The organism is Cytophaga aurantiaca DSM 3654, assembly GCF_000379725.1.
Classification (GTDB): domain Bacteria; phylum Bacteroidota; class Bacteroidia; order Cytophagales; family Cytophagaceae; genus Cytophaga; species Cytophaga aurantiaca.
In genome coordinates this window covers 188,178-214,872 of sequence record NZ_KB903643.1, presented here as the reverse complement: position 1 = coordinate 214,872, position 26,695 = coordinate 188,178, and the positions used below count along the sequence as shown (strand labels likewise).

The following is a 26,695-nucleotide window of genomic DNA, read 5'->3' as shown; positions in this document are numbered from 1 at the left end:
GGACAACACAACTGACTACCTTTGTAAAAATTCACTCGTATGAAGCAAGTAACAATCGTAGTTCCCACAGGTAACATCAACCTAAGCAGCATTACAGGCTCTTATGAAATTCTGACGCGCGCAAATGCCTATTGGCAACGCATCGGAAACAAAGCATTGTTCGACGTACAGATAGCAAGTTTCGAAACGGAGTTAAAAACAAGCGTCGGATATTTTTCGCTTCATCCTGTTCCGATCGATTCAATCATCAAAACGGATATCATAGTTATTCCTTCTCTTTCCTACGATTACGATACCGTGTTAAAAGATAATGGAAAATTGATTCAGTGGATCAAAGAACAATATAAGAACGGTGCTGAAATCGCGAGTATCTGTACGGGTTCTTTTTTAGTAGCTGCAACCGGATTGCTGGATGGAAAAACATGTTCCACACATTGGAATGCTGCAAACGATTTCAGACGTATGTTTCCAAACATTGATCTTCAGGTTGACAAACTCATTGCCGCAGAAAAAGGCATCTATACAAATGGTGGTGCCTACTCGTTTCTGAATCTCATACTTTTTCTGGTTGAAAAATATTTTGACAGACAAACGGCCATCTATTGTTCAAAAGTTTTTCAGATTGAAATTGATCGTACTTCGCAATCTCCTTTTGCCATTTTTCAGGTACAGAAAAATCACGGCGATGCGGTGATCAGCAAGGCTCAAACCTATATTGAAGAACACCTTAGTGAAAAAATATCGTTTGAAGAACTGGCGTCAAAACTTGCAACAAGCAGACGTAATTTCGACAGACGTTTTATTAAGGCGACAGGAAATACTCCGGTAGAATATCTGCAACGTGTAAAAGTTGAAGTTGCAAAAGGTACCTTGGAAAAAGGACGTAAAAGTATTTTTGAAGTGATGCAGGATGTTGGATATGCGGATGATAAAGCGTTCAGAGAAGTATTCAAAAAAATAACAGGCTTGTCCCCGCTGGAATACAAATCGAAATATGCTACAGTAATGTAATAACATTATTATTTTCGTGTGACTAATTATAGATCAACATCCTCCATTTATATTTAAAATCACAAAATATTTAGACTCTTTTATTTTTCCTTGTTCAATTCTATCAATACGAATGTATCTGGTATCATTAAGACCATATTGAAATAATTTTGAATTGCGGGTGAATTGAATATAGATGGTATCATCCCCATATTCACTTTCATAAGGAATATTAACAATCGTATCTTTTAATTGATACTTCTTTTTCATGATTTGCTTATATGTTTTGAGTTGGTCTTCGCTTATTGAAACATCTGAATCTAATGGCAATCTGAAATAATAACGTAAAGAATCTGACAATGCAGTATATGGCAAAACATCCGACAACTGTTCATAGTCATATTTATTCTGTCGCTCTTGTGTTAATTTCGTTGAACGATGATCAAGGGCTTCAACGATGCTATGTGTATACGTATATGAAATTTTAAACTGATCATTTTTATTTTTAGGGATGATCTGAATAAGTTTAGGATATTGATATGAATCAAATTGTTCGGAAATGAAAATCGTATCTTTTTTGACATTTACAATAGGATTAACAGCTATCTCTTCGTCTGTACCAACATAATTGTAATCGTCATCAAAATCTACTAAAATCCCTTTCAAACAAATAGTGAAAGAAGGATACTGCAGTGTAAACGATGCCGGAAATTGAGATGAAGTGGACGAAACAGGAATATAAAAAACCGAAGCATCATACCTATATCCTTTCCGCACTTTATACCACTGCGGATATTCTGTAAGTACTTCAAGATATTGGCAAAAATCTACCCGATTTGGCGGCTCAATGGTTTTATCCATTGACTCATACATGAATTCACCATCTACAGGTGATACATATACAACTTTTGATGCTGCAATTGTATCATCTGCTGTTAACTGACGCTCCTCCACCTTTAATGTGTCTGCAGCATATTCTGTCGGAGACGGAACTGAATCGGTAAGAACCATTGAATTCTTTTCTTCTGTTGAATTCGTGCAATTAAGAAAACAAAAAATAATAAATAGATAACCGCTTCTCATAAAAATATTTATTTATCAATTTTACAAAATGTATGTAACAACGATTATGAAAGATAGTAAAATATTCCGGTTCCTCTATGGTTGAAAAAAATCAAAAAAATATCTATTTATAAATAAAAAGCCGGCAGACTCACTTTCATAGAAAACAATCTGCCGGCTTGAAAGAAATTAAACCAACTATTTTTTTATCATCTTAAACTGATACCAATCTTCATTCATTTTATAACGAACAAGGTATAGACCACTTTTTAATTGTTCTCCGATTTGTGCTTCACTATCTACTGTAATCGTTTCGACCAAGGCGCCAGATGCATCGTAGATGTAAAAACGGATCGATGCGCCTTTGGTATCTATCGTAATATTACTTTCAAATGGATTCGGATAGATGGAAACATATTCGATTCCGGAAGGATCGTTTATTCCTGTTGATATACATTCATTCAAATAAAGTTTTGGTGTGATGCCTGTTGTACCTCCTGAACAGATGTTGCACACATCGCGTGACGCAGTTCCATTTGCAACACCCGCACAATCCACACAGCTTTGTTCTGTCTTACCGCAACCGCAATTACCCGGTGCTGTTTTATTTGCATCAGCCGGACAGCCATCACCTGCAACCGATACATAACCCAATGGCTTGGTACATGCAGACTGGGTAACAGACGGATCACCTTTGCCATCGCTGTCGGTATCTGCGTACCATATAATGGAAGAAGTTTGTGTAATAACTTTTGCAGTCGATGTAGCCTTACAGCCTGAAGCATTTGTTACTTCAACGGTATACGAACCCGCAGTGGTTGCTGTATACGTCTGCGCAGTACCCACCTGTGTGGTACCGTTCATCCATTTATAAGAAGAACCTACATTTGCTGTTAACTCAAGACTTCCGCCCTGACAAAATGAAGTAGACGAAGAAGTGATCGTTGCAGTTGGTAAAGCATCTACGGTAATTACTTTCGCTGCAGACATTGCTTTACAGCCCGCTGCATTTGTTACTTCAACCGTATACGAACCCGCAGCTGTTGCTGTATACGTCTGCGCAGTACCCACCTGTGTGGTACCGTTCATCCATTTATACGAAGAACCCGCACTTGATGTAAGCACTACACTTCCACCCTGACAAAATGAATTACCTAAAGAAGTGATCGTTGCAGTTGGTAAAGCATCTACGGCAATTACTTTTACAGCAGACATTGCTTTACAGCCCGCTGCATTTGTTACTTCAACCGTATACGAACCCGCTGCGGTTGCTGTATACGTTTGTGCAGTACCAACCTGTGCGGTAGCATTCATCCATTTATAAGAAGAACCTGTACTTGCCGTCAATAAAAGGTTTCCACCCTGACAAAATGAATTAGCTAAAGAAGTGATCGTTGCTGTTGGTAAAGCATCTACGGTAATTACTTTCGCTTCAGACGTTGCTTTACAGCCCGCAGCATTTGTTACTTCTACGGTATACGAACCCGCAGCTGTTGCTGTATACGTCTGCGCAGTACCCAACTGTGCTGTTCCGTTCATCCATTTATACAAAGAACCCGCACTTGATGTAAGCACTACACTTCCACCCTGACAAAATGAATTAGCCAAAGAAGTGATCGTTGCTGTTGGTAAAGCATCTACGGTAATTACTTTCGCTTCAGACGTTGCTCTACAGCCCGCAGCATTTGTTACTTCTACGGTATACGAACCCGCAACTATTGCTGTATACGTCTGCGCAGTACCAACCTGTGCGGTACCATTCATCCATTTATACGAAGCGCCTGCACTTGCTGTCAATAACAGGTTTCCACCCTGACAAAATGAATTAGCTAAAGAAGTGATCGTTGCAGTTGCTGTACATATTTCATTTGCGACCGCAATCCAATTAATGTTGAAACCTCCCGTTGGAATTCCCAGACCAATAGAATAGGTACCTTGCGGCAGATCGACCACTTTAGAGATGGTCGTCCAGGTTTGCCAGCCACCCGTATTCGGTACAGAAAATGTTGCCAACTTGGTAGCACCTGCATCTTTTTCCAATGAGATCACACCTGTATTGTTCATAGACGCAACTCTGAAAAACACTCTGTATTTCCCTGCTGTTGGTATCGTAATACTTGCATAACTCAACCAATCATTGGCATCAATATAACTGACATTGTCACCACTCTCTTTACATGCTTCTTTCTGTACACCCGACATTGCATCGTAAGACTCTGCTTCAAGAACAATAATCGGAGCCTGTGGTAACATAAGTACTGTTGCATTTTTCTGACTGGCCAGATTGGTTGAAGCATTTCCGCCTACCGGTCTTAACTCTGCTTTCCATGCATATTTTTTACCAACTTCCGGCAATGCATTCATGGGGAAAGATACGTCTACTGATTCACCTGTTTCTACTTGAACTGTTTTGGTTTGAAGCACCGTATTTACACTATCACAGAAAGAAATTACCAGATCTCTTTTCTGCGTTACCGTATAATTCACCTGAACACTATATGTATTTTTAGATGTTGTAAGATTTGGTGAATTCACAAAATTAATTTCATCTTTTAACGATCCATAATCATACGATCTTAAAAAATCACGTACTACCGAACCTGACCAGGTAAGATTGTTCGACGGCCAACCGCCGCTAGTACTAGCACCACCCGTTACTGCAGAAGCTCCTTCATTTTTATCATTGATGCTCCAGTTGCAGTTAGTAAGTTTATTCCGCTTCATAAAATCAATCCATGCATTGGTTTCAGTTACATTTACTGCACCATTACCATCTGCATTCACTGTTCCCCATTCTGTTATAACAACAGCTAAGCCTTTATCCAGCGCATACTGACATTTATCTCTGTTTGTCTGTCCGTGAGAACCTGCATAAAAATGTACCGTATAGGCAACGTTGCTTCTATTGATGGGATCATTTGCAGCCTGATCTACATCGGCAGACCAACTAGGAGTACCAACAATAATAATGTTATCCGGATCAATTGTGCGGATTGCATCGATCACCTGAATCGCATACGGTTTGATAACACCGCTCCACGATACACTCAACGGTTCATTGTATACTTCATACATCACATTCGGCAAATGACCATAGGTCTGTGCCATTTCCTGGAAGAAAGCAATTGCTGCTGTTGTATTCCATTCTGCGTGATGCGTATGCCAATCAATGATCACATACATATTATTTGCAATAGCCGCATCGATCACCGCTTTTATGCGTGCTTTATTACCGGTCTGATTTGAATAATTTCCATTTGGATTATCTAAATACCCACCACCATCTTCAACACCCATAGCAACCCGAACAATCGCAGAATTCCAATCGCTCTTTAACCAGGAAACTACATTTGCATTGTAATACTTTTCTCCACCCCAACCTGTATTCGACCAAAAAAAGCTGTTACCCGCAAAACTTACCGGCACACCATTCTTATTCACTATTTTATTTCCGCTAACAGATAAAGCTCCGTTCATAGAAACGACTTGAGCAAAAGTCATATGAGATGAAACAATAAATAACAATACAATTCCAATTTTTAATAAATAAATTAGAATGTCTATTGGGTAGACAGATTTTACACATTCGACAAAGTCCGTTGTTTTTTCAAGTTTTAGGCGCTTTTTCATAATGAAATAGTTATATTTTTTGTTCATATAATTCAAAATTAGAACTTAATATATTCACCATCGATACAATAGGACTTGAAATTGTTAAAAAAAATATCAAATAAACCCTATTTAAAGGATGTTTATACGCTTCAATAACACACTGAATATTAAACTGTTAAATGACTATTTAGGACTCGACTGAACTTTTTATATACGCTTTAACTTTTCACATCAAAAAAAGATCAAAAAGTATACGAAATGATCCCTAACATGGGAGATTATCCGGTTGAGTTCAAAAATAATGACTTGAATACATCAGCAAAAACGCATTCATCTACACATCAAAATTGAAAATCCCCGCATTCAACAAAAGATTGAATGCGGGGATTTTTAGTTTAAAATGACTCCAGTGTTTTTAGCAATTTAACCAGCCAATCCAATTTCATAGAAATCTAATCGGCTGGCCTGAACGAACTACTACATTTTTATTATTTTGAACTGATACCAGTCAGCGTTCATTTTATATCTCACCAGATAAATTCCGCTCTTCAATTCTTCACCTATTTGCGTTTCGCTATCCAGCAAAACTGTTTCAACTAAAGAACCCGCTGCGTCATAGATATAAAAGCTTACCAATTCGCCTTTCGTATCAATGGTAACCTTATTTTCAAATGGATTCGGATAAACAGAAACCAATTCGATTCCAGATGGATTCGTTACTGCAGTAGCTGTACATTCGCTTAGATTTACTTTGGGCGTAATACCTGTAGTACCACCCGAACAGATGTTGCATACATCCAAGGATGCAGTACCATTTGCTACACCTGCACAATCCAGGCAGCTTTGTTCTGTATTTCCACAACCGCAATTACCCGGATCAACTTTGTTGGCATCGAGCGGACATGCATCGCCTACTATTGATACATAACCTGCTGGCTGTACACACGAAGACTGTGTAACATTTGCATCTCCTTTTCCATCGTTATCCAAATCTGCATACCACACAACAGATGAAGTCATTGTTATTGTCGTTGACGATGATGTTGCTTTACAACCTGCTGCATTTGTTACTTCAACCGTATACGAACCCGCTGCTGTTGCTGCATAGGTTTGTGCTGTACCAACCTGCGCTGTGCCCTTCATCCATTTATAAGAAGAACCCGCACTTGATGTAAGTACTACACTTCCGCCCTGACAAAATGATGTGGACGGAGACGTGATCGCTGCTGCCGGTAATGCATCTACAGTTATTACTTTAGCAGCAGAGGTTGCTTTACAACCTGCTGCATTTGTTACTTCAACTGTATACGAACCCGCTGCTGTTGCTGCATAGGTTTGTGCTGTTCCAACCTGCGTTGTTCCATTCATCCATTTATACGAGGAACCTGTACTCGCTGTTAAAACTACATTTCCACCCTGACAGAAAGAAGTTGATGGAGATGTGATCGTAGCTGTTGGCAAAGTATTTACAGTTATCACTTTTGCAGGTGATGTTGCTTTACAGCCTGCTGCGTCTGTAACTTCTATCGTATACGAACCCGCTGCTGTTGCAGTATAGGTTTGTCCTGTACCAACCTGAGTTGTTCCGTTCATCCATTTATAAGAAGAACCCGCACTTGATGTAAGCACTACATTGCCACCCTGACAGAATGATGTTGATGGTGATGTGATCGTTGATACACATGCCAACTTGAAATCTAAATAATTAAGGTTGTAACCACCCGTGCTTATAACAACTTTAATTACATGTGAACCTGCAGCTACCGTAACATTACCCAAATTTACAGTACTCCAGGTATCCCAACCTCCCGTAGATTGTATTGTTGCACGATCAATAACTGTTACACCATCAAGCATCACGGTTAATTTACCTCCAAGTCCTGCTACTCGTGCCGCAACAGTATAGTTTGTAGTTACGTCTGCTTTTACCGTATAATTCATCCACTCATTATCATCTGCCCATCCTACAATGGATGTTTGTTCGGCATTTGAATATTGAATGTCTACACCGTCGTTACGGAAATACCAGCCTGTATTCCATGCTGTATAGTTGCCACCAGCTGCACCGTATTGTTTTGTTTCAAATACTACATCATTATATGCAATTCCATTTCTTCCTTCATCATACTGTGTTGCCTTGATTTTTGAAGGTAATGTGATGGACTGAAACGGTTTTGTACTATTTCCATCTGCTGCAAATAATGCAAACAAATAGCCTTGATTAATGGAGCAATTAGCCAACTTAACATTGTTTACCATTTCATCCAAAATAGATTGCCCGACGGTTGCAGAAGGTTTTGCACCTCCGTTGATATAGTCAGCTAATGCGGTCCAGTTAGTTGGTTCTTTAAATGAAACGGCTCCCGATACACTAGCCATTTTTTTATACGGCCAAACAGCCCAACCAATATTATGTTTGTTCATCAAATCAACTGTATTGCGTATCCAATGGTTGGAATTCTCTCCAAATTCACCCATCCAAATTGGCACATTCTGCGCATCACGAATTTGAAATACAAAATCAAGTGAAGCATCTGTAACATCATTCCAGTATTTGTGAAAACTGTAAACCATATTATTATCCCACTTCGGAGTAAGTCCTGAATAGTCGTTTGCATAACTATTACCTTCAATGAATACAATATGATTCTGATCAAACAAACGGATAGCTGCAGTAATATCCTTCATAAGATTTAGTAATAATGTATTATTCTGAATTGTCCAGTTTGTCTCATTAATCAAATCATAGCCACCAACAGTTTCTTCATTTGCATAACGTCTGGCAAGTTCCTTCCAAAGTGCAATAGTCCGATCTCTGTTTTGAGCACTGGTATATGTGCTACCTGCCGCATCTTCCCACAAGGAAGACTGGCCTGCTACATAGTCACTGATATCACCGCTGTTTTGTCCGCCAGGTGCTGCATGCAGATCCAGTATCACATAGATATTATTTGCTTTGCACCAGGCAATGATCTGGTCAACTGTTTCAAATCCTTTTTCAATAAATACATTGGAAGCTCCTTGTTGGATGAACAAATTATAATGCAGCGGCAAACGGATTGTATTAAAGCCCCATTTTGCAATACTATCGATATCTGCTTTTGTTAAAAAATTTGTTTTATAATCATCATAAAACTTTTCCATATTAACAGTACCTACCACATCTGCAATCTTTTGTTTCATCACATGTTGATACCCTCCGCCTAAGTTTAGCATGTATCCTTCCTGCACCATGTAATTACCAATGTTGATAGCACGTATCTGAAAGTTCCCAGCATTATTTACAATATTTTTACCACTTGTATGAAGAAAATCCAAATTGCTGTTCACATGTTCTGTTACATTCATATAATTCAGATTGAATCCACCATCCACAAAAAGCACTTTCAGTTTGTGAACACCTTGTGTTAATGGAACGGATTGCAACGTAGTACTCATCCATTGTTGCCAACCACCAGTAACAGGCAATGACAAGGATTGAGAAACAGGTACTCCATCAATTAATAATGATAACACACCGCCGTTTGCTAAACTTGCTGAACGGAATGAAAAATCATAGGACGCTGTTTTTGTTGCATTGATATCAAATTCCAGCCAATCATTTGTATCAATGTAACCCACATTCGAACCTAATCCAATATCGGAAGTAGTTTCAGTTTGTATACCAAACATATTACTAAATGCTTCTGCCTCTATGATACCAGGAACAGGAATCGGCGCTGCTACCCGTTCGCCATAACCGCCAATGATGACTTTAACATTGGTTGGAAATGTACATTGAATGGTAGACGACTGATCGCCTACATCATCATAAGCGAACGCATAGGTTTGAGATTGATAACTGATATCTGTACTATGAAAGAAATTTACATACTGATTAAAAGGAGCAACTTTGAAAAAGCGTGTTGCATCCGAATTGTATTGTACTTCACCTACAGCCGCGTTCGTATAGATCGCATGACGGTTGATAGCTGCGCATACCTGCGCCTGGATCATTAAATCTTCATCGTACTTAGCGCTTGGTGCAGTTGCATATGTTGTTGCCAAAGCCCCTGCTCCTTCAATGGCATCTTGTGTAGTAGGTTTCCAATAAATTGTAGCTTGAGAATTATCAGCCGGATCATAAAAATCAAATCGATTACCTGTAACTCGACCTCGCCACGTACCTCTGTCGCCAATGTTGAGCAATAGATCTTTACTGCTATAGGTGTTCCAGATATCGTTGATGTAAGCAGCAAAATAATCTTTATACGCACCATTTGATTTGAAGTCAGGAATTTTAGAAGCCTGTTCAATGATTGCTTCTCCATCCATGGAATGTGTTTTCACAACTTTACAACCATAGAAAGGGGTTTCTACTTTTGTTGTCCATGAATTTAAAATGTTTTGATGTGAAATAACTTCACCAATTTTCTTATTTACATTCGGTGCAGAACCATCATGTACTCTGGTATTATACGACGACGAATACGAACCGCTGATACCTCCTGTATAACCTGTAACCTCCAACCCCATTGGATATTGATAGGAATCGACTCTACTGGTGTTCGTCCATAAACCGGCATTCCCCCATGTCAATTCAACTAACTCCCAGCGTATACCATCGTTGGGATCAGTGGGGTTTTGCAGATCCGCACCTGCATAACCGCCAGTTTGATGAAAATAAATATACATCGGCGATTTAAACGAGATCAAAATCCGGCAACCAAAAAGCCCTTGTGGAATCTGAATGGTTTTATTTGGAATATCACTTAGTTTAAAAAACATCGCAGCATATTTATTTTTGCCATCCGGAGTATTTCCCCATGCCGGACCGGGAACGGTATTGTTATTATAACTCATTACCTGTAATTGGCTTTGCGTCATATCCATCCACACATTCCCCATCCCCGGGAATTGCCCCACCAAGCCTATATAAATTTCATTGTCTGCATATCGCGAACTGTTTTGAAATGTATAGGGTAATGTCTGGGCACATGTCTCATTGTAAAACAAACATAGAATGATAAAAACTTGGAGGATTAATTTCAGTTGTTTCATTTTTTTTATCGTTTAGTTATACCAGTTACTCTTTATCAAATTTCATTTCATTAAATGCGGTATGGATTCGTATCAGTAATTCCGCTTGGAAAAAGAGCCGGAATCGGGATGCAGATATGCTGCTTTTCTTTATTATAAATGAATTTCATATTTTCATTTAAAGGCATCCTGATTCTGTGCTAAATCGCATTTTCCTAATGAAATAATTATATTTTTTAAAGATATAATGAAAAATTAGGCCTAATTATGGATAACTTTGCAGAAGTGTAACTAGAATTAGTATAAAAAAATATAAAATAAAGCCTATAAATAAGCATTTTATACGCTTCAGTAATACATTGATAGTTAAATAATTAAGTAATGGTTCGATACTTGGTTTGCTTTTTTTTATACGCATTAACTTTTTCCGTTCAGGGAAGAGACACACTACGCATAAATGGAGCCGACCACACACAGATCTATGAGCCGCACTTATCTTTCAGAACCTCCAATCAGCCAGACACAATTTGGCGCACGATCCATTTCGAAAATACGATCTTAAAGCCATTAACTGTTTTTGAGGGAAAAGCATTTTTCAAATCGGCATCAGACAAAAGCCTGGTACTTGAATGGCCGGATAACAAGATTGAAAAACTTGACGCTTATGTTACAAATTCCAAAGGCGACACCTGTGCGTATCTAAACTTTAATGACATCGATGGGTATCATGCACAATTGCTCTTAAAAAATCAGGTAATGATCCTGCATCATCCCGATACGAATGAAACCTATAAATTGTATTATAAACTTTCTTCACACAATCCCGCGTATGTTATTTGCTGGGCCAGAAATATCGATGCATTTTTAAACCGCTTCATCAAGGAATATTCCTGGTATGGAATATTTTCAGGAATGGTTCTGATCATCTTTTCATTGAATGTTTTATTCTTTGCAATACTGCGAGACAAAACGTTTTTGTGGTATGCATTATATACAATTTCATTAGGCATCTTTCATTGGTCGTATACCGGAATTGGCTTTCAATGGATATGGCCAAACTTAACGATCTGGAATCGTTATGCCTACATCTATTCTTCTTTTTTGATGTTAAGTATGCAGTTCATTTACTTTCGCTCCTACATTAAAAATTTAATTCCCATCAACAACTGGTATATACGCGGAGTCATTCTGGTGCGCATACTGATCCTTACAATTTCCATCTTCAATACCGGTTTTATTGAATGGTATTTCATGTTCGACTTTTTCACATTCTCTTATTTGTTATTTTTATTGCTCAAAATAAAACTCTTCCAAACACTCCATGGAAAGATGTTTATTACTTCCATTAGCTTATTATTATCGTCGTACCTGATTTTTATTTTAGCATATTACCACATTATTCCAAGTGGATTTTTGGCCTACAACTCACTTGCCATGGGCGGTTCACTGGAATTGCTGATCGGTTTGCTGGCATTGGCCTTACGCTTCAAATTCTTAAGCGATGAAAAAAACAAGTTGCAGGTTTCAGAAATTATTTCGCTTACTGAAATTACAGTTTTAAAAGATAAACTTATAAACGAGGTCAAAGAAAAAGAACGCATACAAAAAGAAATCAATAAAGAATTAGAAATAAAAATTGCGGAACGCACGCAGGAATTAGCAAAGAAGAATGAAGACTTAGAGAAATTAAACATTCGTCTGAATGAGATCAGCAGCAGTTTAGACAAACAAAATTGGTCGCTGAACCAGGAACTATCGAGCGACCGGATAAAACTGATGTGGGGTAAAAAAATAAGTTTTGCTGAATTTATTCAAACATTTCCGGCAGACAAAAATGCACTTCGTTTTATTGCCGATCTGAAATGGCAGGATGGGTATATCTGTAAAAAGTGCGGATCAACCGATTGGTCTGAAGGAACCCAATACTATGCACGCAAGTGTAATCAATGTAAGTATGAAGAATCCGTTACAGCAAATACCTTATTTCACGGAGTAAAATTTCCGCTTACAAAAGCTTTGTATATAAGCTTAACAACGGTGATCAACCGCGATTCTATTTCGGTTAAACAAATTGCATTAGAGATCGACTTGAGAGAAGCTACAGTGTGGGCTTTCAGGAAAAAGACATTGGATAAAATTGAACACGCAAGCAACAATAAAGGTGAGATCTTAAAATGTTTGGTGCAATAAGGTACCAAACATTTTAAATAGATAAGAAACCGATTTATTTTTTTCGTCCAACAAATCGTATGACCGAACCAGTCCCGTTGTGAAATTCGCCTTCGTTCAATTCAATTATTTTTTCTTCTAATTCAATAATTTCAAAATCCAAAAAATCAGATTTGATTTCATCGATAGAAAACAACATATCCATTTCTTTGGGCCCACCAACCTTAGGATTCTTTGCAACATACTGCAAATTATTTTTGCTGAAAGCTTCAAAAATAACAATGCCGCCTTTACGGAGATAGGTACTGAGTTCTTTATGCAATCCAGATTTAATAGCAGCAGGAAAATGTGCGTATATCAAAGCAAGAACATCAAACTGTTCTGCATTATAATTCAACGACGACAATTCCCCTACTTTATAATCGATCTTCACCTTATTTTTTTCGGCAAGCTGAAGCGCTTTCTTTTTCCCTTCGTTGCTGATATCAAATGCGGAAACATCCCAGCCCAACCGCGCTGCAAACACCGCATTGCGCCCTTCACCTTCAGCGGGAAAAAGTATTACTGCGGGATTTAATTTTTCCAGTTGTTCTTTCAGATATGCATTGGGCTCTTCTCCGTAAGCAAAGGCTTCGTTGCTATAGCGTTCGTTCCACCGCTGTGTCCAGGAATCGTTATTCATATTTATTTCTTTAATTGTTTTTGCACTTCTTCGCTAAATTTCTGTCGCCAATCTTTACCAAGATTTTCCTCATACACCGCAAACGTTTTTTCATTGTGCTCCTCAATCTGTGCAGCAACAGCAGGTGCTCTTTTATAGCTTTGAAAAGTTCCTAAGCGACTTGAAAACTCAATGTTAATGTTCAGTTCTTTGGCTACATTTTTATAGATTTCCATACGTGTATATGCCTCCTCCATCGCATCACTTCCCCACCCGCTGATTGGTACAATCCAGATTGGTAAGTCATGGTTATTCATATAGGGAGCATCCGTTGCAAGTTTCTGCTTCATCTTTTGATGTTGAAATTTTAATTATAATACAAAATAGCCTCATTTGATAAGACTACCAAAAGTGATTGCCATTTAATTGCAGACTTATCAACATGTGAATTCTACAACGCATTCTTCAAATTATGTAAGGCATTCGGGCAACAGCATAATTATGTTTACACGTATTAAATCCTATATAAATATTCGTTTAAAATTAAATACAACCAGCTATGAGAACCAAAGGATATAATCAGAACATCACGGTAAACAATTTCAACATATCATACGATGATCTTGGAGAAGGCGCCACACCGGTTATTTTCTTACACGGGTTTCCCTTCAACAAAACCATGTGGCAATCACAGCTGTTTTCGCTACAAACAATAACCCGTGTGATCGCTCTTGACATCCGGGGATTTGGCGCATCGAAAGATGAAGATACTTCTCTTAGCATAGGTTTATTTGCAGACGATCTGATTAAATTCATGAACGCTTTATGCATTGATAAAGCAATCATTTGTGGGTTATCCATGGGTGGTTATATTGCCTTAAATGCGGTGCAACGCTTTTCGAGTCGCTTTAGCGGATTGATCTTATGCAACACTCAATGCAGTGCGGATACCAAAGAAGGAAAAGAAAAACGATATAAGGCCATAGAAGATATAGATGCAAACGGTGTAACGCCTTTCAATGAACAATTTGTAAACAGCATTTTTTATAAAGGTTCATTCTTGAATAAAAAAGAAACGGTTGAAGCGGTACGCGGCATGATCTTCTCAAATTCTAAAAAAAGTATACAGATGGGTTTAAGCGCACTTGCAGACCGTTCAGAAGCATGTTCTTCATTGCAGGCTGTAAACATTCCGACCTTGATCATTTGTGGCAGAGAAGATGCCGTGATACCAATGAAGCAATCGGAATATATGCACTCGGTTATTAAAGGATCAACGCTACGGATCATTAATCACGCAGGGCATGTATCCAATCTTGAACACCCTCTGGAATTCAATAAACACCTGTTCGATTTTATAAGTGCTATGAATACAGACGATCATTTGAACGTCAACAAATATGAGCGCAATACAAAATCAACGGTTGTGTGGGACATTTAATGGGCAGCAGCATGTTAAAAATACATGCACATAAAATACATGCACATACAATCTTATTTTCTCTGTATTGCTTATTGAATTCTTTTTTGTGTGTTGCACAGAAAGATTCTCTAATCTACACATCCGGAAAAAATCAGTTCAGAACGTATTGCAGCTCCTGCCACAGTACACATCAGGAAATTTATGGGCCAATGCTTGGAAGCATCTCTAAAAAGAGAACCGAGCCTTGGCTCATTTCTTTTATACAAAACTCTCAACAGGTTATTAAATCAGGCGATCCGTATGCCAAGGCCTTATTCGAAAAATTCAACAATCAGGTAATGCCGACGTTTGAAAAGTTGAGTAAAAAAGACATCAAAGCCATCTTATATTATCTGGAATACGAATCGATCCACCCAAGTGCACATTTAAATGATGCCACCACTGTATCTACAAATAACAGCAGCATCCTTGAAGGTAAGTCCGAATTTACTGAGCATTGTTCTGCTTGTCATTTTATTCATAAAGAAAGTTCTTTTGCGCCTGCTCTTGGAAGTGTAACCAAAAGGCATGATAGAGCATGGATCATTGCTTTCATTCACAATTCTCAAAAAGTAATTCAAGGAGGAGATCCATATGCAGAAAATTTATATCAACAGTTTGACCGGCATGTAATGACCAGCATGGATTTTTTAGAGGATGAGGAAATCAATTCCATTCTGGATTACATCGAATACGCTTCTACTGTAGATGCTTCCTATACCGGAAAGATCAACAAAACGGAATACAAAAAAGAGGCGCAACAGCAGATTGAACGAACGTTTCGTTCGCCTGCATTGCTTAAAGCAATATCTCTTATTTTGATTACAGTTCTGCTAACAGTATCAGCAGTGATTTTGTACTTTATGCTGCAGCTGAAAAAATATTTTTGTTAAGCTTACAGCAAATGATCCTTGTGACGCAGCACCCTATTGTGACTGCTTTTGATTTGCTTGCGATGTACTTCTGCTGCGTCAAATTCTTTTTTTGACAAGTACGTTTCTGTAATTTGATAATCAGGAAATGCCTTATTAACTATTTTTTTAAATGCAAAAAAAGCTTTCTCTTCAGGAAAGTCCATTACGAACCTAGGCTCTTCTTTACCATCCGAATAAATGACCAATGAAATAAAAGAAATGCGTTCAAGTGAATTAAACGAAATGATGTATTTAAATTTTGAACTTTTTTCAAAAAAAACAGACGTGTTATAAAAATTCACATTCAGAATATCTGATTTCCGTTGGATCATTCTTCGTTTTACATCTATTACAACAAATTGTTTGTATCCAAAAGATATGATGCCGTACAAAAATAAGATAGCCGCCAGTACAACATAAAACATGCTGAGTTCATAAAACTGACGTATAATAAAAACCGATATCCCAGCAGTCATACTAAACCAACCTACAAGCATCTTAGTCGTGGAATAATGGATCTGCAAGGTGACTGTATCTTTAGTCAACCACAAACGACTTGTTTCACTGATCTCGTGTCTCATAAACTAATTTTATAAATTATTAAACGTGTCGTTTAGTTAAGCTTTAATTAGATACAACAGTTTTCCTTACTTACCTGTGATTATCTTTCTTTTTGATATTTCCGTTCTTTTGTCTTGATACAAAAGAACCAAAAAATCAAGACTGATTTCAAATAAGCTAAAATTTTGGTTCATTCCGCGAACGCTACAAAACCGTCCTGGGAAAAGGACTAGTTGTAGCGTTCAAAAAACTCCATGAACCAAAATTTCTTAACGCAATTTGAAATGAGGCCGTTGGGTGCGCTACTAAATCACAACAAGAATTTAAGTTTAACCTATTTTTATCGTTAACTAAACTACATTGAATTATTTAATATAAGCAATTGACCTATTTTATGATTAGTTTTTTTCTCCAATCTTTCCCGTAGGTCCAGTCGCCTGCATTCCATTGCAGATTGCCGTTTATAGAATGTTCTCCAACTGTCAGATGTTTCAGATAAATGGTATCGCCGCAGCCACAGTACTCAGTATCATACGTAGAATCTTGATAGATCCGTTCGAAATCAAGTATTGAATCCAGCACGAAATAAATTTCAGTACCACCACAACAAAACGCTGAATCTTTATACGAACAATTGATTACAAACGAAATAGAATCCTGTTGGTCAAATACTAAAGCATCGGGAACGGTGCTTACTTTCATGTCGGCCCGCACTTCATCCATGTGTTTCCATATCTCATCGGGATCTGATCTGCGGTTACAGGAAGTAATTATGCATACGCATAAGAGTATGATTAAGTTTTTCATTGAAATTAATTTATTGAGGATTCAATTTCTAAAAGTTACCATTCATTACTAAATCCATATAATCTCATGGTATGAAGCTTTATCATATTAACCGACTTGCTATCCTTATTGTATTGATATAAGCATGCCGTAATACCTCCCATAGCACATTCATCAAATTGTAAGATTACAAACAAACCATTATCTAATACAATCGGCTTGGTTATATAACAAAAATCTTTCTTTACATCTTCCGTAAATGTGTTACTATTTATACGCTTTTTATCCCAGGCAACAAATGAGTTTTTTATTTTTTGTTTATCAATTACTCCGATATACTGTTTGAGCGTATCTGCAAACAATTCATTTATTGAAAATGCATAATGCTCTAATACCTCTTCTTCATTTTCATTATACAATTCACCATTGTATTCTTTCGATAATAAATCACCTCCAAATAAAAACGGAAGTTTAGTACGTCTTGGTTTATTCAATACCTTATTTACATACAAATAATCTTCTGCTGTTTGTGCAAAAGAAGATACAGAGATAAAAATCAGGATTATGAATGTGTATTTTATCATATCATTTAGATAGAATGTCAACAAATTAATTTCCTCAATGTTTAATCACTTACCATATCCCGTTGAAAGCAAAAATGCATCGGTAATTTTTACCTGAGCTTCCCTTCCTTTCTGAACAGCACGCTGGCGCAGCTTTGGAAACAACTTGATTTTATATTCATTGATGCTGTTTATACATGCGCTTATATACGGAACGCATACAAACACTGTAAATGGAAGCTTCATGCGTTTGCAGGCATGTTTGCCCAGGTAAAAATAATTAAAGCCCAGATAGATTTTAACCAGTAGTTTTTTCTGCCAGTTTTTTTCGGGAAACGTTACCGTAAGCGGAGCAGTCATCAATGCATGTGCCAATGCCAATGTATCCCCATCAGCAGGCGGTTGAGTCATTGTCCACTTGTACAGAGTCTGAATAGCCTGTTCTTTATTTTCAGGCAGCAGATCTGCATGAATCCCCAACATATATCCGATGTATTTCCACAAATGAAAAATACCTTTCACTTCTTCTTCAGACGGCTGGAAGCCTTGCATGTATAAGCCTTCTAAAAACACCAATGAAAAACCAAGATACGTTGCGATCATATCTCCTTCATTCACGGGGATGCCCCATTGATCGTCGCTCCACTCGGGCGACTTGCGTGTGTAGTAACGCGCCAGTGCATGCACAATACGGATCTTTATTGTAGCATTAAAACCTACAGCGCCGGGCTTCATAGCACCCGTGCCGGTTGCATCCACCCAAAAGGCAAGGGTGTCCGACAAACGTTTTGCAGGCCCCGCTTTTAAAGCACCGGTAAAAATTAACGGTTTGTTAATAGCAGCTGATTCATACCCACCCATCAGTGAATAATTTCGCAGTGTAACGAGGCTGAACAAGCCTGCGCGTTGACAAAATTCAGCTCCTGTCTGCATGAGATCATCATCCAGCCAGGAAGGAAGATTGTATGATTGGGTGTATACGTTTCTTAATGAATCCGGAATTTCTGGCACCGCTTCAAGTCCTTTTTCCAGTAATGTATTGAGAAGTGCATGTCCCTGCTTATGTCCAAGCCCTTCGAAGAGATCTACTACAACTTTGTCTGCCAGTGTATCACACTTCAGATATAAGGAATTAAACTGTTGTATCTCTTCTACGGTTGGCAACGAAGAGACACGCTTCAACATATTTTTTCCTGCAGGTTCTTTCCAGTGCTGCGAAAAACCGGGAGAAGGATATTGAATTCGTGCTAAGGGCATACACAAAGATACTGCTTATTCGAATGCAATCCGGTTGCATCGTTTGATAATTTTATTTCCGAAGGACTGAGCTTCAAAATAACGAATCACCAGATTTTATTTCATGACGGTCTCCAAAAGCATACTATAAGGTTGAGAGCTTACGCTAAACTTACCGCTGTAGGCATAGTCCATTGAAATGATCAGGAAGATGACCGACCCAAACAGCACTCCAATCAACACATTCGAAACGATTTCCAAAAACATATTTTCAAAAGTCAGCAGCCAAACCAGAAGAATGTTAATCAATCCACCTGTGATCACTACCATCCATACAGCAAAAGGCATGTTCGAATCGATCGTATTCAATCGCGCTCTTCTTGCTTCAATGAGCACATTAAACTGGTCAAACAATTCCGAATAGATCACATAATCATGCTCATTTTTGGGTTGATATGCACTCATGTGTTGTGCAAACGTATCAATTATAATTCCTCCTTCTGTAGGTACAATCCCCTGCTGCTGCAATGGCCATGCCTTTTCAATAATATATATCACATAGTTGCGAAGATCATTCTTAAGTATTTCTTTTTCTTCGTCACCTTCCAGGAATGTTATGTCACGGTACGTTGCATTGATCGCACTAACTTCGGTGTTTACAGATTCTCCAATATGATTAAAATTATCATACGTTCCTATTGCAATCAAGCCCAGAGTTACGCCATACAACACACCGCTGATGGAAACAATTACTCCGATCGCTTCATTGTGAGAATCCGTTAAGCCAAATTTTGTTCGGATTTTTTTACCCAACAACAATGGACCAATCAAACAAAAAACCACAAAAATACTATTCGCAATTGTAAAAAATAACCACTCCGGAATTTCAAAAAACCATGCCATAAATATATGTTTAAAATATTAACGATCTAAAGATATTCATTCTTTAAGTAAAAATCAATGTGCTTGTATCCTTATCCTCGTGGATTGCATCGAATCTATTTACATTCCCGGTAACATACGTCTTCAAAAATTCTCAACGAATTCGGCTGCATCTCATTCGGTTGCCATACTATGTTTTAAAATCCTTGATTAAAACCAGGTAGCCTTATGCCAGAGCGTTTCAAGCGGACCTTGCTTATGATGTTTCGCCCACCACTTGCAAAATATACCCATCACTACAGTCATTGCAAGTCCGATTAATATGCCGTATGTAGCACCAGTATACTTATACAAACACAAACCCCATCCATAAAAAATTGCTCCGCCTATAACAGATTGAATAAGGTAATTCGACAAGCTCATTTTTCCAAACGAGGAAAAATACAGAAGCGCGTTATGCGCTTTTGTTTTGTAGAACAACAATGTCAACCCTGACACAAGAATCAGCATAAAAGCGAAATTCGTCCAGGCTGTTTCCATGGTTAATACAGGTCTGCGGATGATCGCACTGGTAATGATCGATTCCATTTGAATCTGAATAATATAGAGCGGAATGAATGCAATCGAAGCAATGATCAAGGTTCTTTTCCAGAAACGTTCACTTGTTTCATTCCATTCAAACAAATTGCGTTTCGCCATTAAATACCCAAATAAGAACAAACCAAGTATGGAAAAGAAACGACCGTTCTCCCAATTCCAGATCAATACTGCCACTTTCCCATTCGTTAAATTTCCGACCATGATCTTCCACAAGGAAGGATTGTCAATGTATTCAAACATTTTACCAAAATAACTCCACGATACCGGATCGTTTATTTTTTCATCCGGATGCTGAATTGCATACGCTAAATGAATCCATTCGTAAGGCAGCAACATCATAAAAACAGCAATACCGAATAGTACTTTCTCCGGCAATTTCGATAATGGAATCAGCAACAAAGCAATCACGGCATAGATGCTTAAGATATCTCCCTGAAAAAATGCGGAGTTGATCATTCCAAAACCCAGCAGCAATAACATACGCCAGGCAAACCGTGGACCAAATGATTGCCCCAATTCTTCTTGTCGTGAAAGTTGAATGGCGAAGGTTACACCAAATAGTAATGCAAAAATAGAATAGGATTTACCTCCGAATAAAAAAAACATCGTATCCCATATAACAGAATCCGATGCTTTCATCCATGCAGGTAATGTTTCCGGAAAATGATAAATATCAAAATGTTCGATGCTGTGCAACAGCATAATGGATACCAAGGCAAAACCCCTCAATACATCCAATAAAATAATTCGCTTTTTATTCTCCATAGCATAGTAAGATATGCATTAAGATAAATAAATATTTTCTTTTATTTGAATCTTCTATGGCTAAGCTATACAGGATTTATTTATTACTCCTCAACGCGGTTTCTTATCTGATCGGCAAAGGCCTTCCCTTCTTTATTCTGATATGGAATTTTATCTTCCTTGCAATAGGTGTCTAAGATTCTAAGCAATTCTTTTGCATGCGCTTTCGAATCTGTACTTCGTTCATCATACAACTCTAAGGCTTGCAACAGCAGATCGTAGCGATAATATTCAAAGATCCGCATTTCATCGTGCCTGTTTGAATTCAGTTGAGGAGCCATCGACAATACCTTGGTGATAGTATTTTTATAAGTCTGATAGGGCAGTGTTTGTTTTCCTTTGGGTGTCAGTTTATCTGCATACACATACGAACTGATCGACTCCTTCAAACTCAAGCGTGCTTCTTCCGGAAAATTAACCGTGAAAAAAATATCGCGTTTAAATTTATTCTGTTTCAACAAACTCAATAAGATCCGATCACCACGCAATAAATATCGATCATAACAAGTGGGTTCTACAAACCACGTAAATCCTTTGATGTCTACCCTTGTTGACTTCCATGGGATATACTCTATGGTATCCAGATCGACAAGGGACATATCAAAAGACACATTATTTTTTTCAGCAACGAAACGTGGGTACCAGCCAGCATTCAGCATATTTACATCTACTATAGAAACATCTTTGCGATATCCTTCAACATACTGTAAGTACCATAAGGGAACTGTAAAATTATCTCCCGAAGAGATCAGTATCGCATTCGGGCTGCATTGATCCAGGGGAAGTCTGTTCAATGCAAGGATCACATCGCTGAATCCTCCACGCTTCTTCCCTTCTCTGAAAGCCCACAAAGCCGAATCTGATTTGTTGTAGTAGATATACTTCATTGCCAGCGTTCCCCATACAGCTGTCAATTTAGAATACGGATCGAGCACAATTTTTTCACCGGTGTAATTTGGTGAGAGTTCTATCACCTTCTCAAACTCCGCACTTGTTTTTAAAACCAGTTGTACATCCATGCCAATGATGCCGCGCCCGTCTCTGGAATTTAAACGGTCGTACGCATAGCCTAAAAAATATCTGGCTTCTGCATTATTAGGATTCAGACGAACAACTTCTTCCCAAAGCGCTACGACCTTTTTGTAATCAAACGCATCAAGTTCCTCCTGACTCAACCGACCGTCTTGTTTAAATAAGGCCTTGGCACTATCCACCAATGCCTGATAGGTATCTGTTTGTCCGTATGCGGAAGTAAAAATAAGAAGAATTAAAAAAGTAATTATTGTTTTCATGAGATGTATGTTACTTATTGTTTTTCCTGTAATATAATTCTTTGTCTTCTCGCAGAGACAGTATCTCTGCAGCAGTAGATCAACCAACCACTATCAAAATTACTTTTACTCCTTATCAGCACGGGTGTAATACAGTATGATCGCTCCGGAGTCAAATGTTTTAGTCTTTAATAGCTTCAGAATTGTCCGATCGTTTATTTTATCAAATAAGGGCAAGCCTTTTCCTATAACAACCGGATGAATACAGATCTGAAGTTCATCAATTAAATTAAGATTCAGCAGCTGTAAGATCAAACTACGACTGCCAATTAAAATATCCTTGCCGGATTGTTTTTTATATTCAGCAACCACTTCTTCGATTGGTTGGGTTGCCAATGTTGCACTACCCCAATCTGTTTGCTGCAGTGTATTTGAAAAAACAATTTTCGGAATTGCATCTATAGCGATAGCAAAGTCATCCATTGATTTTTCGCCGGAAAGATTTATTAGAAGTGGCTTCCAGAACTTCATCAGTTCATAGGTGATCCGACCATACAGCATTGCATCCCCATTACGTACAAGTTCTGTATAATGGTCGTGTAATTCTTCATCGGGTATTCCTGCGGTGTGATCGCAAAACCCATCGAGTGTCATATTGATTGCTGCAACGATTTTTCTCATATCTTCGTTTTTTAGGTGTTTTGTGTGTTACAAATTACGGCGACTAACAATTAATTTCTCACTAAAATAAATGCACCCCAATAAAATGGCAGAGGATATTTCTGCATCATCGTCTTTTGCGTTTGTTCAAAGGCTGATTCAACATTAAATTGAGTAGCAATTAAATTCGAATAGAACATAATCATAAAATCTTTTGTTGCGGCATCATCAACTTTCCAGAGGCTCATTACAATGTATTCTGCTCCAGCAATACCTAAGGCACGCTGAAATCCATATACACCTTCACCATCCTGTATCTGACCCAATCCGGTTTCACATGCAGACAATACAACCAGCTTTGTATTATACAAACTCAAATATATAATTTCAGAAGCAAGTAAAATCCCATCTGCCTGAAGACTGTCTGTGTAACGTATGCCCTGCTGCAATGTTTTAGTTGAACCGGCTAACAGCAAACCACATCGTGATAAAGGATTATCAATAGAATCTGTTTTATCATCCGGCAGAAAAAAACCATGCGTTGCTATATGCAGCAGATAAGGACTTTGTATCGAGTACAATTGATTTTCTTTTGAATCGTCATACAGGTAAACATGTTTTTTATATTTCTTTAGAATACCCGAAGTAGTTTCTATCTCTTCTTTTGTTGCAGGCAGTAAGGGGATAGTTCCTCCGTTAAAACTCAATTCAATATCACGTGTCAATGAAGATTTAACAGTTGCAGAATCAACAAATTGATCCTGACCTAAATTATAATTGGGATACCCCATTAAGATAACAGGCTGTTTATTTGTTTTAACCTTCGTAACTGCTAAAGGGTGCAGCAATGCTTTGGAATTAATCACCCTGCTTATGTTGTATTTATCTACTACATAATGTTTGGGAGTTCTTTCTAATGTATTCAAATTAATAATATTATATATCCCATCCGGACATACCATTACATTGGTACACTTATTTTCAAGCAGAACTTTATCAATGCTGCTCCAGTAAACATGATACGATAACGTATCAGTCTGCTGAAATTTTATGGCGTTCCGATAAAAACTATATTGTTTCTTTTCAAGTACAGATGCAGATGGAAGCGTTTCAAAATAAATACTATCTTTAGACAGGATCAAGGCAGCATAGTGCTGATCTATAGCCGTTGAATAATGCAAGAGGTTGCTAAAACTGTGTGCTAAACTATCTGTCGAATAATAATTAAATTTCAATATGTCTACAGACAGATTTCCAACAGGCATGGCATCCTGACATTGTTCTGAAGTTATTTTATAAAAATTCAGAAGATATCCGTTGCCATAAACAGCTCCTTCATCTACAGGAAAAGTATTTAAAGGCTGTTTCGTAGAAGCAACATAATACAATTGCTCCTGTGCATACGAATCTCCGTTTGACAGCCACAATGTATAAATCTTTTCAAGATCTTTATTCTTATTTGTCAGCATATACTTTTTGATAACAGTCTTTACTTCAATATCGGATATCAATGTTAAATTTTTAAAATACAGCTGATATTCATACAATCGTTTCACTAAAAAGGGATGTTCATCTTTTAATTCATACACGCATGAAGTGAATCGATCAAAAGTAGGTTTTATCAGACTTGCATAATGCGATGAATCTATCGAATAATCTGTAGGATGATGTGTATTTGTATAATAAGCAAACCGATACAATAGAATTTCATATATAACATGCGTTGGAATTTTATATTTATACAATTGATGAATATAGGTCATGGAAGAAAAAGGTGTCCCAAACTCACTTTGATCCGTGAATTTAAAGTCATAGTTTGCATCTACAAATGCAAGGCTCTTTAATATGCTTTCAAATATTTTTTTATAATTCTCTGTCGTCCGAGCAATCCTGGTATACGTTCTAGCGTTATTGTCAATATCTGTTTGAAGTTTGGATATGTATTGTCTATACTCATACCTGGCTCCCATATCAACAACTCTTGGCTTATAAACATCTATAATTGACTGGTTGTAATCAAACTCATAAATGGGACTACTGGCTTTAGCAAGCAAACCAACAACACATATTGCAACTACTAAAACAATTTTTTTTAACATAATTTTATATAATAGTTTATTAATATAATCATTTCATTTTCTTATTTCTTTTGCTCAATCAATTGTTGTCCGTCCCACTTGTAATGAATCTTAACATCTTTTAAGGTTCCGGTCTGAACAACACCTTTCCTATCTACAATAACTTCACCGCGTTTATTATGAAGTGCACCATATTCATAATCGCTGTAAATGATATCTTCCGTTTGAGGATCTGCAGGCAAACTTACATGAGCTTCATATCCTCCTTCTATATCTCCGTCATCCATTCTTTGAAAAGTTTTAAACAGAATTTCAAATTTTCCGTTTGCATCAATAACATAATACTGATTATCCGAACAGCCACAGCAGTTTCCATTATAATTCATGCAAATAAGCAGATCTGTATTCTGCCATTTCGATACATCCAGCTGACTGATACGATCTGCTATGAAATATTGAACTTCAAATGTATCAATCCATTTATGTTGGGTGATGTTGTATTTATAGATCAGCGAAGATTCACCTTTTTCAACGATATAATATTTCAGACTTTTATTGGTAAGTGAAGTGAATGAATATACTGCAAAATCTTCCGTTCGCAGATAAACCGTATCTGAATTCAGTTTTACCTGCATCCATTCATCAATATAACTATCTTCTATAGGCTGTACCGATGTATTAAAATCATACATCTTAAGAATGATACTGGATGTGTCGGGTCTTTTATAAACAGGTGTATGTTCAGAAAATGTAACCGGACCGACAATTCTTTTATATTGCATCTGAAACTCCTGTAGCTTTACAGATCCGTTGTATTGTTTAGATGTTAAAGCAGAGTCTGCATGTGTTGCGGCAGTGTCTTGTGAGGTTGTATCCTGACCTATAACTGTAACAGATTCACCTGTTGTATCATTACCGGAACAGGATAAAAAAAGTATACTTACAATGAGTACTATAATACATCTGACCATAGTTAAAATACAGCAAAACTATTCATTTATACAAACCGTTTTTGCATAAATAATGTAGTAGAAATCAGATTTCACAGAATGTAAATCCAAATGAATTGATTTTAGAAGATTATACTAATAAACGCCAGTCCTGCAAATTGAAGACTGGCGTTAGAAAAATTTTTAAAAAAAACAGACTGATTTTACTCTTTTATAAATTTTACCGGACTGTAAGAAACATTCTGACTTGAAAATACCAGATTAAACATTCCTGCAGGCAAACTACTTAAATCAACAGTAGTCCTCTTTGCTTCAATAAAATATTCTCCCATTTTTTCTCCCTGAAGATTATATACTGCCATTTGAGATTGCTCGGAGACAGCATTAAACTCGTATAATTGTTTTTCAATCATAT

The 26,695-nt window shown here is 37.5% G+C and carries 20 protein-coding genes; 4 read left to right on the top strand and 16 right to left on the bottom strand.

From position 1 onward, the window contains the following. Nucleotides 1-39 precede the first annotated feature (39 nt). Nucleotides 40-1,011 (top strand): GlxA family transcriptional regulator, encoded by a 972-nt coding sequence (locus A3EE_RS0112330; RefSeq protein ID WP_018343759.1) that lies wholly within the window; start codon nucleotides 40-42, stop codon nucleotides 1,009-1,011. A 33-nt stretch (nucleotides 1,012-1,044) separates the two neighbouring features. On the opposite strand, the gene A3EE_RS0112325 is transcribed toward A3EE_RS0112330, so the two are convergent. The 3 genes from A3EE_RS0112325 to A3EE_RS21390 all read right to left on the bottom strand — a co-directional run bounded on the left by A3EE_RS0112325 (nucleotide 1,045) and on the right by A3EE_RS21390 (nucleotide 10,704). Further along, entirely contained in the window at nucleotides 1,045-2,073 is a 1,029-nt protein-coding gene (locus tag A3EE_RS0112325; protein WP_018343758.1) for a hypothetical protein, read from the bottom strand. 177 nt (nucleotides 2,074-2,250) lie between these two features. Continuing rightward, nucleotides 2,251-5,682 carry a cellulase family glycosylhydrolase gene (locus A3EE_RS21395; protein WP_157447007.1) on the bottom strand — a complete coding sequence of 1,144 codons (3,432 nt, stop codon included), beginning with the start codon at nucleotides 5,680-5,682 and terminating at the stop codon, nucleotides 2,251-2,253. A 459-nt stretch (nucleotides 5,683-6,141) separates the two neighbouring features. After that, nucleotides 6,142-10,704 carry a beta-1,3-glucanase family protein gene (locus A3EE_RS21390; protein WP_083921267.1) on the bottom strand — a complete coding sequence of 1,521 codons (4,563 nt, stop codon included), beginning with the start codon at nucleotides 10,702-10,704 and terminating at the stop codon, nucleotides 6,142-6,144. A gap of 360 nt (nucleotides 10,705-11,064) precedes the next feature. On the opposite strand from A3EE_RS21390, the gene A3EE_RS0112295 reads away from it, so the two are divergent. After that, the gene (locus A3EE_RS0112295; protein ID WP_018343753.1) at nucleotides 11,065-12,873 is read left to right on the top strand and encodes a 7TM-DISM domain-containing protein; all 1,809 of its coding nucleotides are present in this window, start codon (nucleotides 11,065-11,067) and stop codon (nucleotides 12,871-12,873) included. Between the two features lie 34 nt (nucleotides 12,874-12,907). Here the strand turns inward: A3EE_RS0112295 and A3EE_RS0112290 are convergent, their stop codons facing one another. Next, nucleotides 12,908-13,534 carry a class I SAM-dependent methyltransferase gene (locus tag A3EE_RS0112290; RefSeq protein WP_018343752.1) on the bottom strand — a complete coding sequence of 209 codons (627 nt, stop codon included), beginning with the start codon at nucleotides 13,532-13,534 and terminating at the stop codon, nucleotides 12,908-12,910. A gap of 2 nt (nucleotides 13,535-13,536) precedes the next feature. Further along, a complete protein-coding gene (locus A3EE_RS0112285) occupies nucleotides 13,537-13,863 on the bottom strand; it encodes a hypothetical protein (RefSeq protein WP_018343751.1) in 327 nt (108 codons plus the stop codon). A 209-nt stretch (nucleotides 13,864-14,072) separates the two neighbouring features. Between A3EE_RS0112285 and A3EE_RS0112280 the strand changes: the two genes are divergently transcribed. Together A3EE_RS0112280 and A3EE_RS0112275 are read left to right on the top strand one after the other, a co-directional pair. Then, nucleotides 14,073-14,954 carry an alpha/beta fold hydrolase gene (locus A3EE_RS0112280; RefSeq protein ID WP_018343750.1) on the top strand — a complete coding sequence of 294 codons (882 nt, stop codon included), beginning with the start codon at nucleotides 14,073-14,075 and terminating at the stop codon, nucleotides 14,952-14,954. An 11-nt stretch (nucleotides 14,955-14,965) separates the two neighbouring features. Further along, entirely contained in the window at nucleotides 14,966-15,868 is a 903-nt protein-coding gene (locus A3EE_RS0112275) for a c-type cytochrome (RefSeq protein WP_157447006.1), read from the top strand. A gap of 2 nt (nucleotides 15,869-15,870) precedes the next feature. Here A3EE_RS0112275 and A3EE_RS0112270 read toward each other — a convergent pair whose 3' ends face one another. The 11 genes from A3EE_RS0112270 to A3EE_RS0112220 all read right to left on the bottom strand — a co-directional run bounded on the left by A3EE_RS0112270 (nucleotide 15,871) and on the right by A3EE_RS0112220 (nucleotide 26,693). Continuing rightward, nucleotides 15,871-16,470, bottom strand: coding sequence for a hypothetical protein (locus A3EE_RS0112270; RefSeq protein ID WP_157447005.1), 600 nt, complete (start codon nucleotides 16,468-16,470; stop codon nucleotides 15,871-15,873). A gap of 367 nt (nucleotides 16,471-16,837) precedes the next feature. Continuing rightward, nucleotides 16,838-17,257 carry a hypothetical protein gene (locus tag A3EE_RS20480; RefSeq protein ID WP_018343747.1) on the bottom strand — a complete coding sequence of 140 codons (420 nt, stop codon included), beginning with the start codon at nucleotides 17,255-17,257 and terminating at the stop codon, nucleotides 16,838-16,840. A 35-nt stretch (nucleotides 17,258-17,292) separates the two neighbouring features. Next, entirely contained in the window at nucleotides 17,293-17,820 is a 528-nt protein-coding gene (locus A3EE_RS0112260) for a hypothetical protein (protein WP_018343746.1), read from the bottom strand. A 45-nt stretch (nucleotides 17,821-17,865) separates the two neighbouring features. Continuing rightward, nucleotides 17,866-19,056 carry an oxygenase MpaB family protein gene (locus A3EE_RS0112255; protein WP_018343745.1) on the bottom strand — a complete coding sequence of 397 codons (1,191 nt, stop codon included), beginning with the start codon at nucleotides 19,054-19,056 and terminating at the stop codon, nucleotides 17,866-17,868. 96 nt (nucleotides 19,057-19,152) lie between these two features. Continuing rightward, the gene (locus tag A3EE_RS0112250) at nucleotides 19,153-19,938 is read right to left on the bottom strand and encodes a bestrophin-like domain (RefSeq protein WP_018343744.1); all 786 of its coding nucleotides are present in this window, start codon (nucleotides 19,936-19,938) and stop codon (nucleotides 19,153-19,155) included. A gap of 189 nt (nucleotides 19,939-20,127) precedes the next feature. Then, nucleotides 20,128-21,282: a DUF418 domain-containing protein gene (locus tag A3EE_RS0112245; RefSeq protein WP_018343743.1), complete on the bottom strand. Its 1,155-nt coding sequence runs from the start codon at nucleotides 21,280-21,282 to the stop codon at nucleotides 20,128-20,130. A gap of 83 nt (nucleotides 21,283-21,365) precedes the next feature. After that, a complete protein-coding gene (locus A3EE_RS0112240) occupies nucleotides 21,366-22,613 on the bottom strand; it encodes a tetratricopeptide repeat protein (protein ID WP_018343742.1) in 1,248 nt (415 codons plus the stop codon). A gap of 105 nt (nucleotides 22,614-22,718) precedes the next feature. Beyond that, complete coding sequence (locus tag A3EE_RS0112235) at nucleotides 22,719-23,273, bottom strand: dihydrofolate reductase family protein (RefSeq protein WP_018343741.1); 555 nt, start codon at nucleotides 23,271-23,273, stop codon at nucleotides 22,719-22,721. Nucleotides 23,274-23,323: 50 nt separating this feature from the next. Then, complete coding sequence (locus A3EE_RS0112230) at nucleotides 23,324-25,351, bottom strand: CHAT domain-containing protein (protein WP_018343740.1); 2,028 nt, start codon at nucleotides 25,349-25,351, stop codon at nucleotides 23,324-23,326. Nucleotides 25,352-25,392: 41 nt separating this feature from the next. Beyond that, nucleotides 25,393-26,301 carry a hypothetical protein gene (locus A3EE_RS0112225; RefSeq protein WP_018343739.1) on the bottom strand — a complete coding sequence of 303 codons (909 nt, stop codon included), beginning with the start codon at nucleotides 26,299-26,301 and terminating at the stop codon, nucleotides 25,393-25,395. Between the two features lie 182 nt (nucleotides 26,302-26,483). After that, nucleotides 26,484-26,693 carry a T9SS type A sorting domain-containing protein gene (locus A3EE_RS0112220; RefSeq protein WP_018343738.1) on the bottom strand — a complete coding sequence of 70 codons (210 nt, stop codon included), beginning with the start codon at nucleotides 26,691-26,693 and terminating at the stop codon, nucleotides 26,484-26,486. Nucleotides 26,694-26,695 lie beyond the last annotated feature (2 nt).

What these genes read in the sequence shown, in the direction of transcription:
- A3EE_RS0112330 (WP_018343759.1), top strand. Translation starts at nt 40, where the DNA reads ATGAAGCAAGTAACAATCGTAGTTCCCACAGGTAACATCAACCTAAGC.
- A3EE_RS0112325 (WP_018343758.1), bottom strand. Translation starts at nt 2,073, where the DNA reads ATGAGAAGCGGTTATCTATTTATTATTTTTTGTTTTCTTAATTGCACG.
- A3EE_RS21395 (WP_157447007.1), bottom strand. Translation starts at nt 5,682, where the DNA reads ATGAAAAAGCGCCTAAAACTTGAAAAAACAACGGACTTTGTCGAATGT.
- A3EE_RS21390 (WP_083921267.1), bottom strand. Translation starts at nt 10,704, where the DNA reads ATGAAACAACTGAAATTAATCCTCCAAGTTTTTATCATTCTATGTTTG.
- A3EE_RS0112295 (WP_018343753.1), top strand. Translation starts at nt 11,065, where the DNA reads ATGGTTCGATACTTGGTTTGCTTTTTTTTATACGCATTAACTTTTTCC.
- A3EE_RS0112290 (WP_018343752.1), bottom strand. Translation starts at nt 13,534, where the DNA reads ATGAATAACGATTCCTGGACACAGCGGTGGAACGAACGCTATAGCAAC.
- A3EE_RS0112285 (WP_018343751.1), bottom strand. Translation starts at nt 13,863, where the DNA reads ATGAAGCAGAAACTTGCAACGGATGCTCCCTATATGAATAACCATGAC.
- A3EE_RS0112280 (WP_018343750.1), top strand. Translation starts at nt 14,073, where the DNA reads ATGAGAACCAAAGGATATAATCAGAACATCACGGTAAACAATTTCAAC.
- A3EE_RS0112275 (WP_157447006.1), top strand. Translation starts at nt 14,966, where the DNA reads ATGTTAAAAATACATGCACATAAAATACATGCACATACAATCTTATTT.
- A3EE_RS0112270 (WP_157447005.1), bottom strand. Translation starts at nt 16,470, where the DNA reads ATGAGACACGAGATCAGTGAAACAAGTCGTTTGTGGTTGACTAAAGAT.
- A3EE_RS20480 (WP_018343747.1), bottom strand. Translation starts at nt 17,257, where the DNA reads ATGAAAAACTTAATCATACTCTTATGCGTATGCATAATTACTTCCTGT.
- A3EE_RS0112260 (WP_018343746.1), bottom strand. Translation starts at nt 17,820, where the DNA reads ATGATAAAATACACATTCATAATCCTGATTTTTATCTCTGTATCTTCT.
- A3EE_RS0112255 (WP_018343745.1), bottom strand. Translation starts at nt 19,056, where the DNA reads ATGCCCTTAGCACGAATTCAATATCCTTCTCCCGGTTTTTCGCAGCAC.
- A3EE_RS0112250 (WP_018343744.1), bottom strand. Translation starts at nt 19,938, where the DNA reads ATGGCATGGTTTTTTGAAATTCCGGAGTGGTTATTTTTTACAATTGCG.
- A3EE_RS0112245 (WP_018343743.1), bottom strand. Translation starts at nt 21,282, where the DNA reads ATGGAGAATAAAAAGCGAATTATTTTATTGGATGTATTGAGGGGTTTT.
- A3EE_RS0112240 (WP_018343742.1), bottom strand. Translation starts at nt 22,613, where the DNA reads ATGAAAACAATAATTACTTTTTTAATTCTTCTTATTTTTACTTCCGCA.
- A3EE_RS0112235 (WP_018343741.1), bottom strand. Translation starts at nt 23,273, where the DNA reads ATGAGAAAAATCGTTGCAGCAATCAATATGACACTCGATGGGTTTTGC.
- A3EE_RS0112230 (WP_018343740.1), bottom strand. Translation starts at nt 25,351, where the DNA reads ATGTTAAAAAAAATTGTTTTAGTAGTTGCAATATGTGTTGTTGGTTTG.
- A3EE_RS0112225 (WP_018343739.1), bottom strand. Translation starts at nt 26,301, where the DNA reads ATGGTCAGATGTATTATAGTACTCATTGTAAGTATACTTTTTTTATCC.
- A3EE_RS0112220 (WP_018343738.1), bottom strand. Translation starts at nt 26,693, where the DNA reads ATGATTGAAAAACAATTATACGAGTTTAATGCTGTCTCCGAGCAATCT.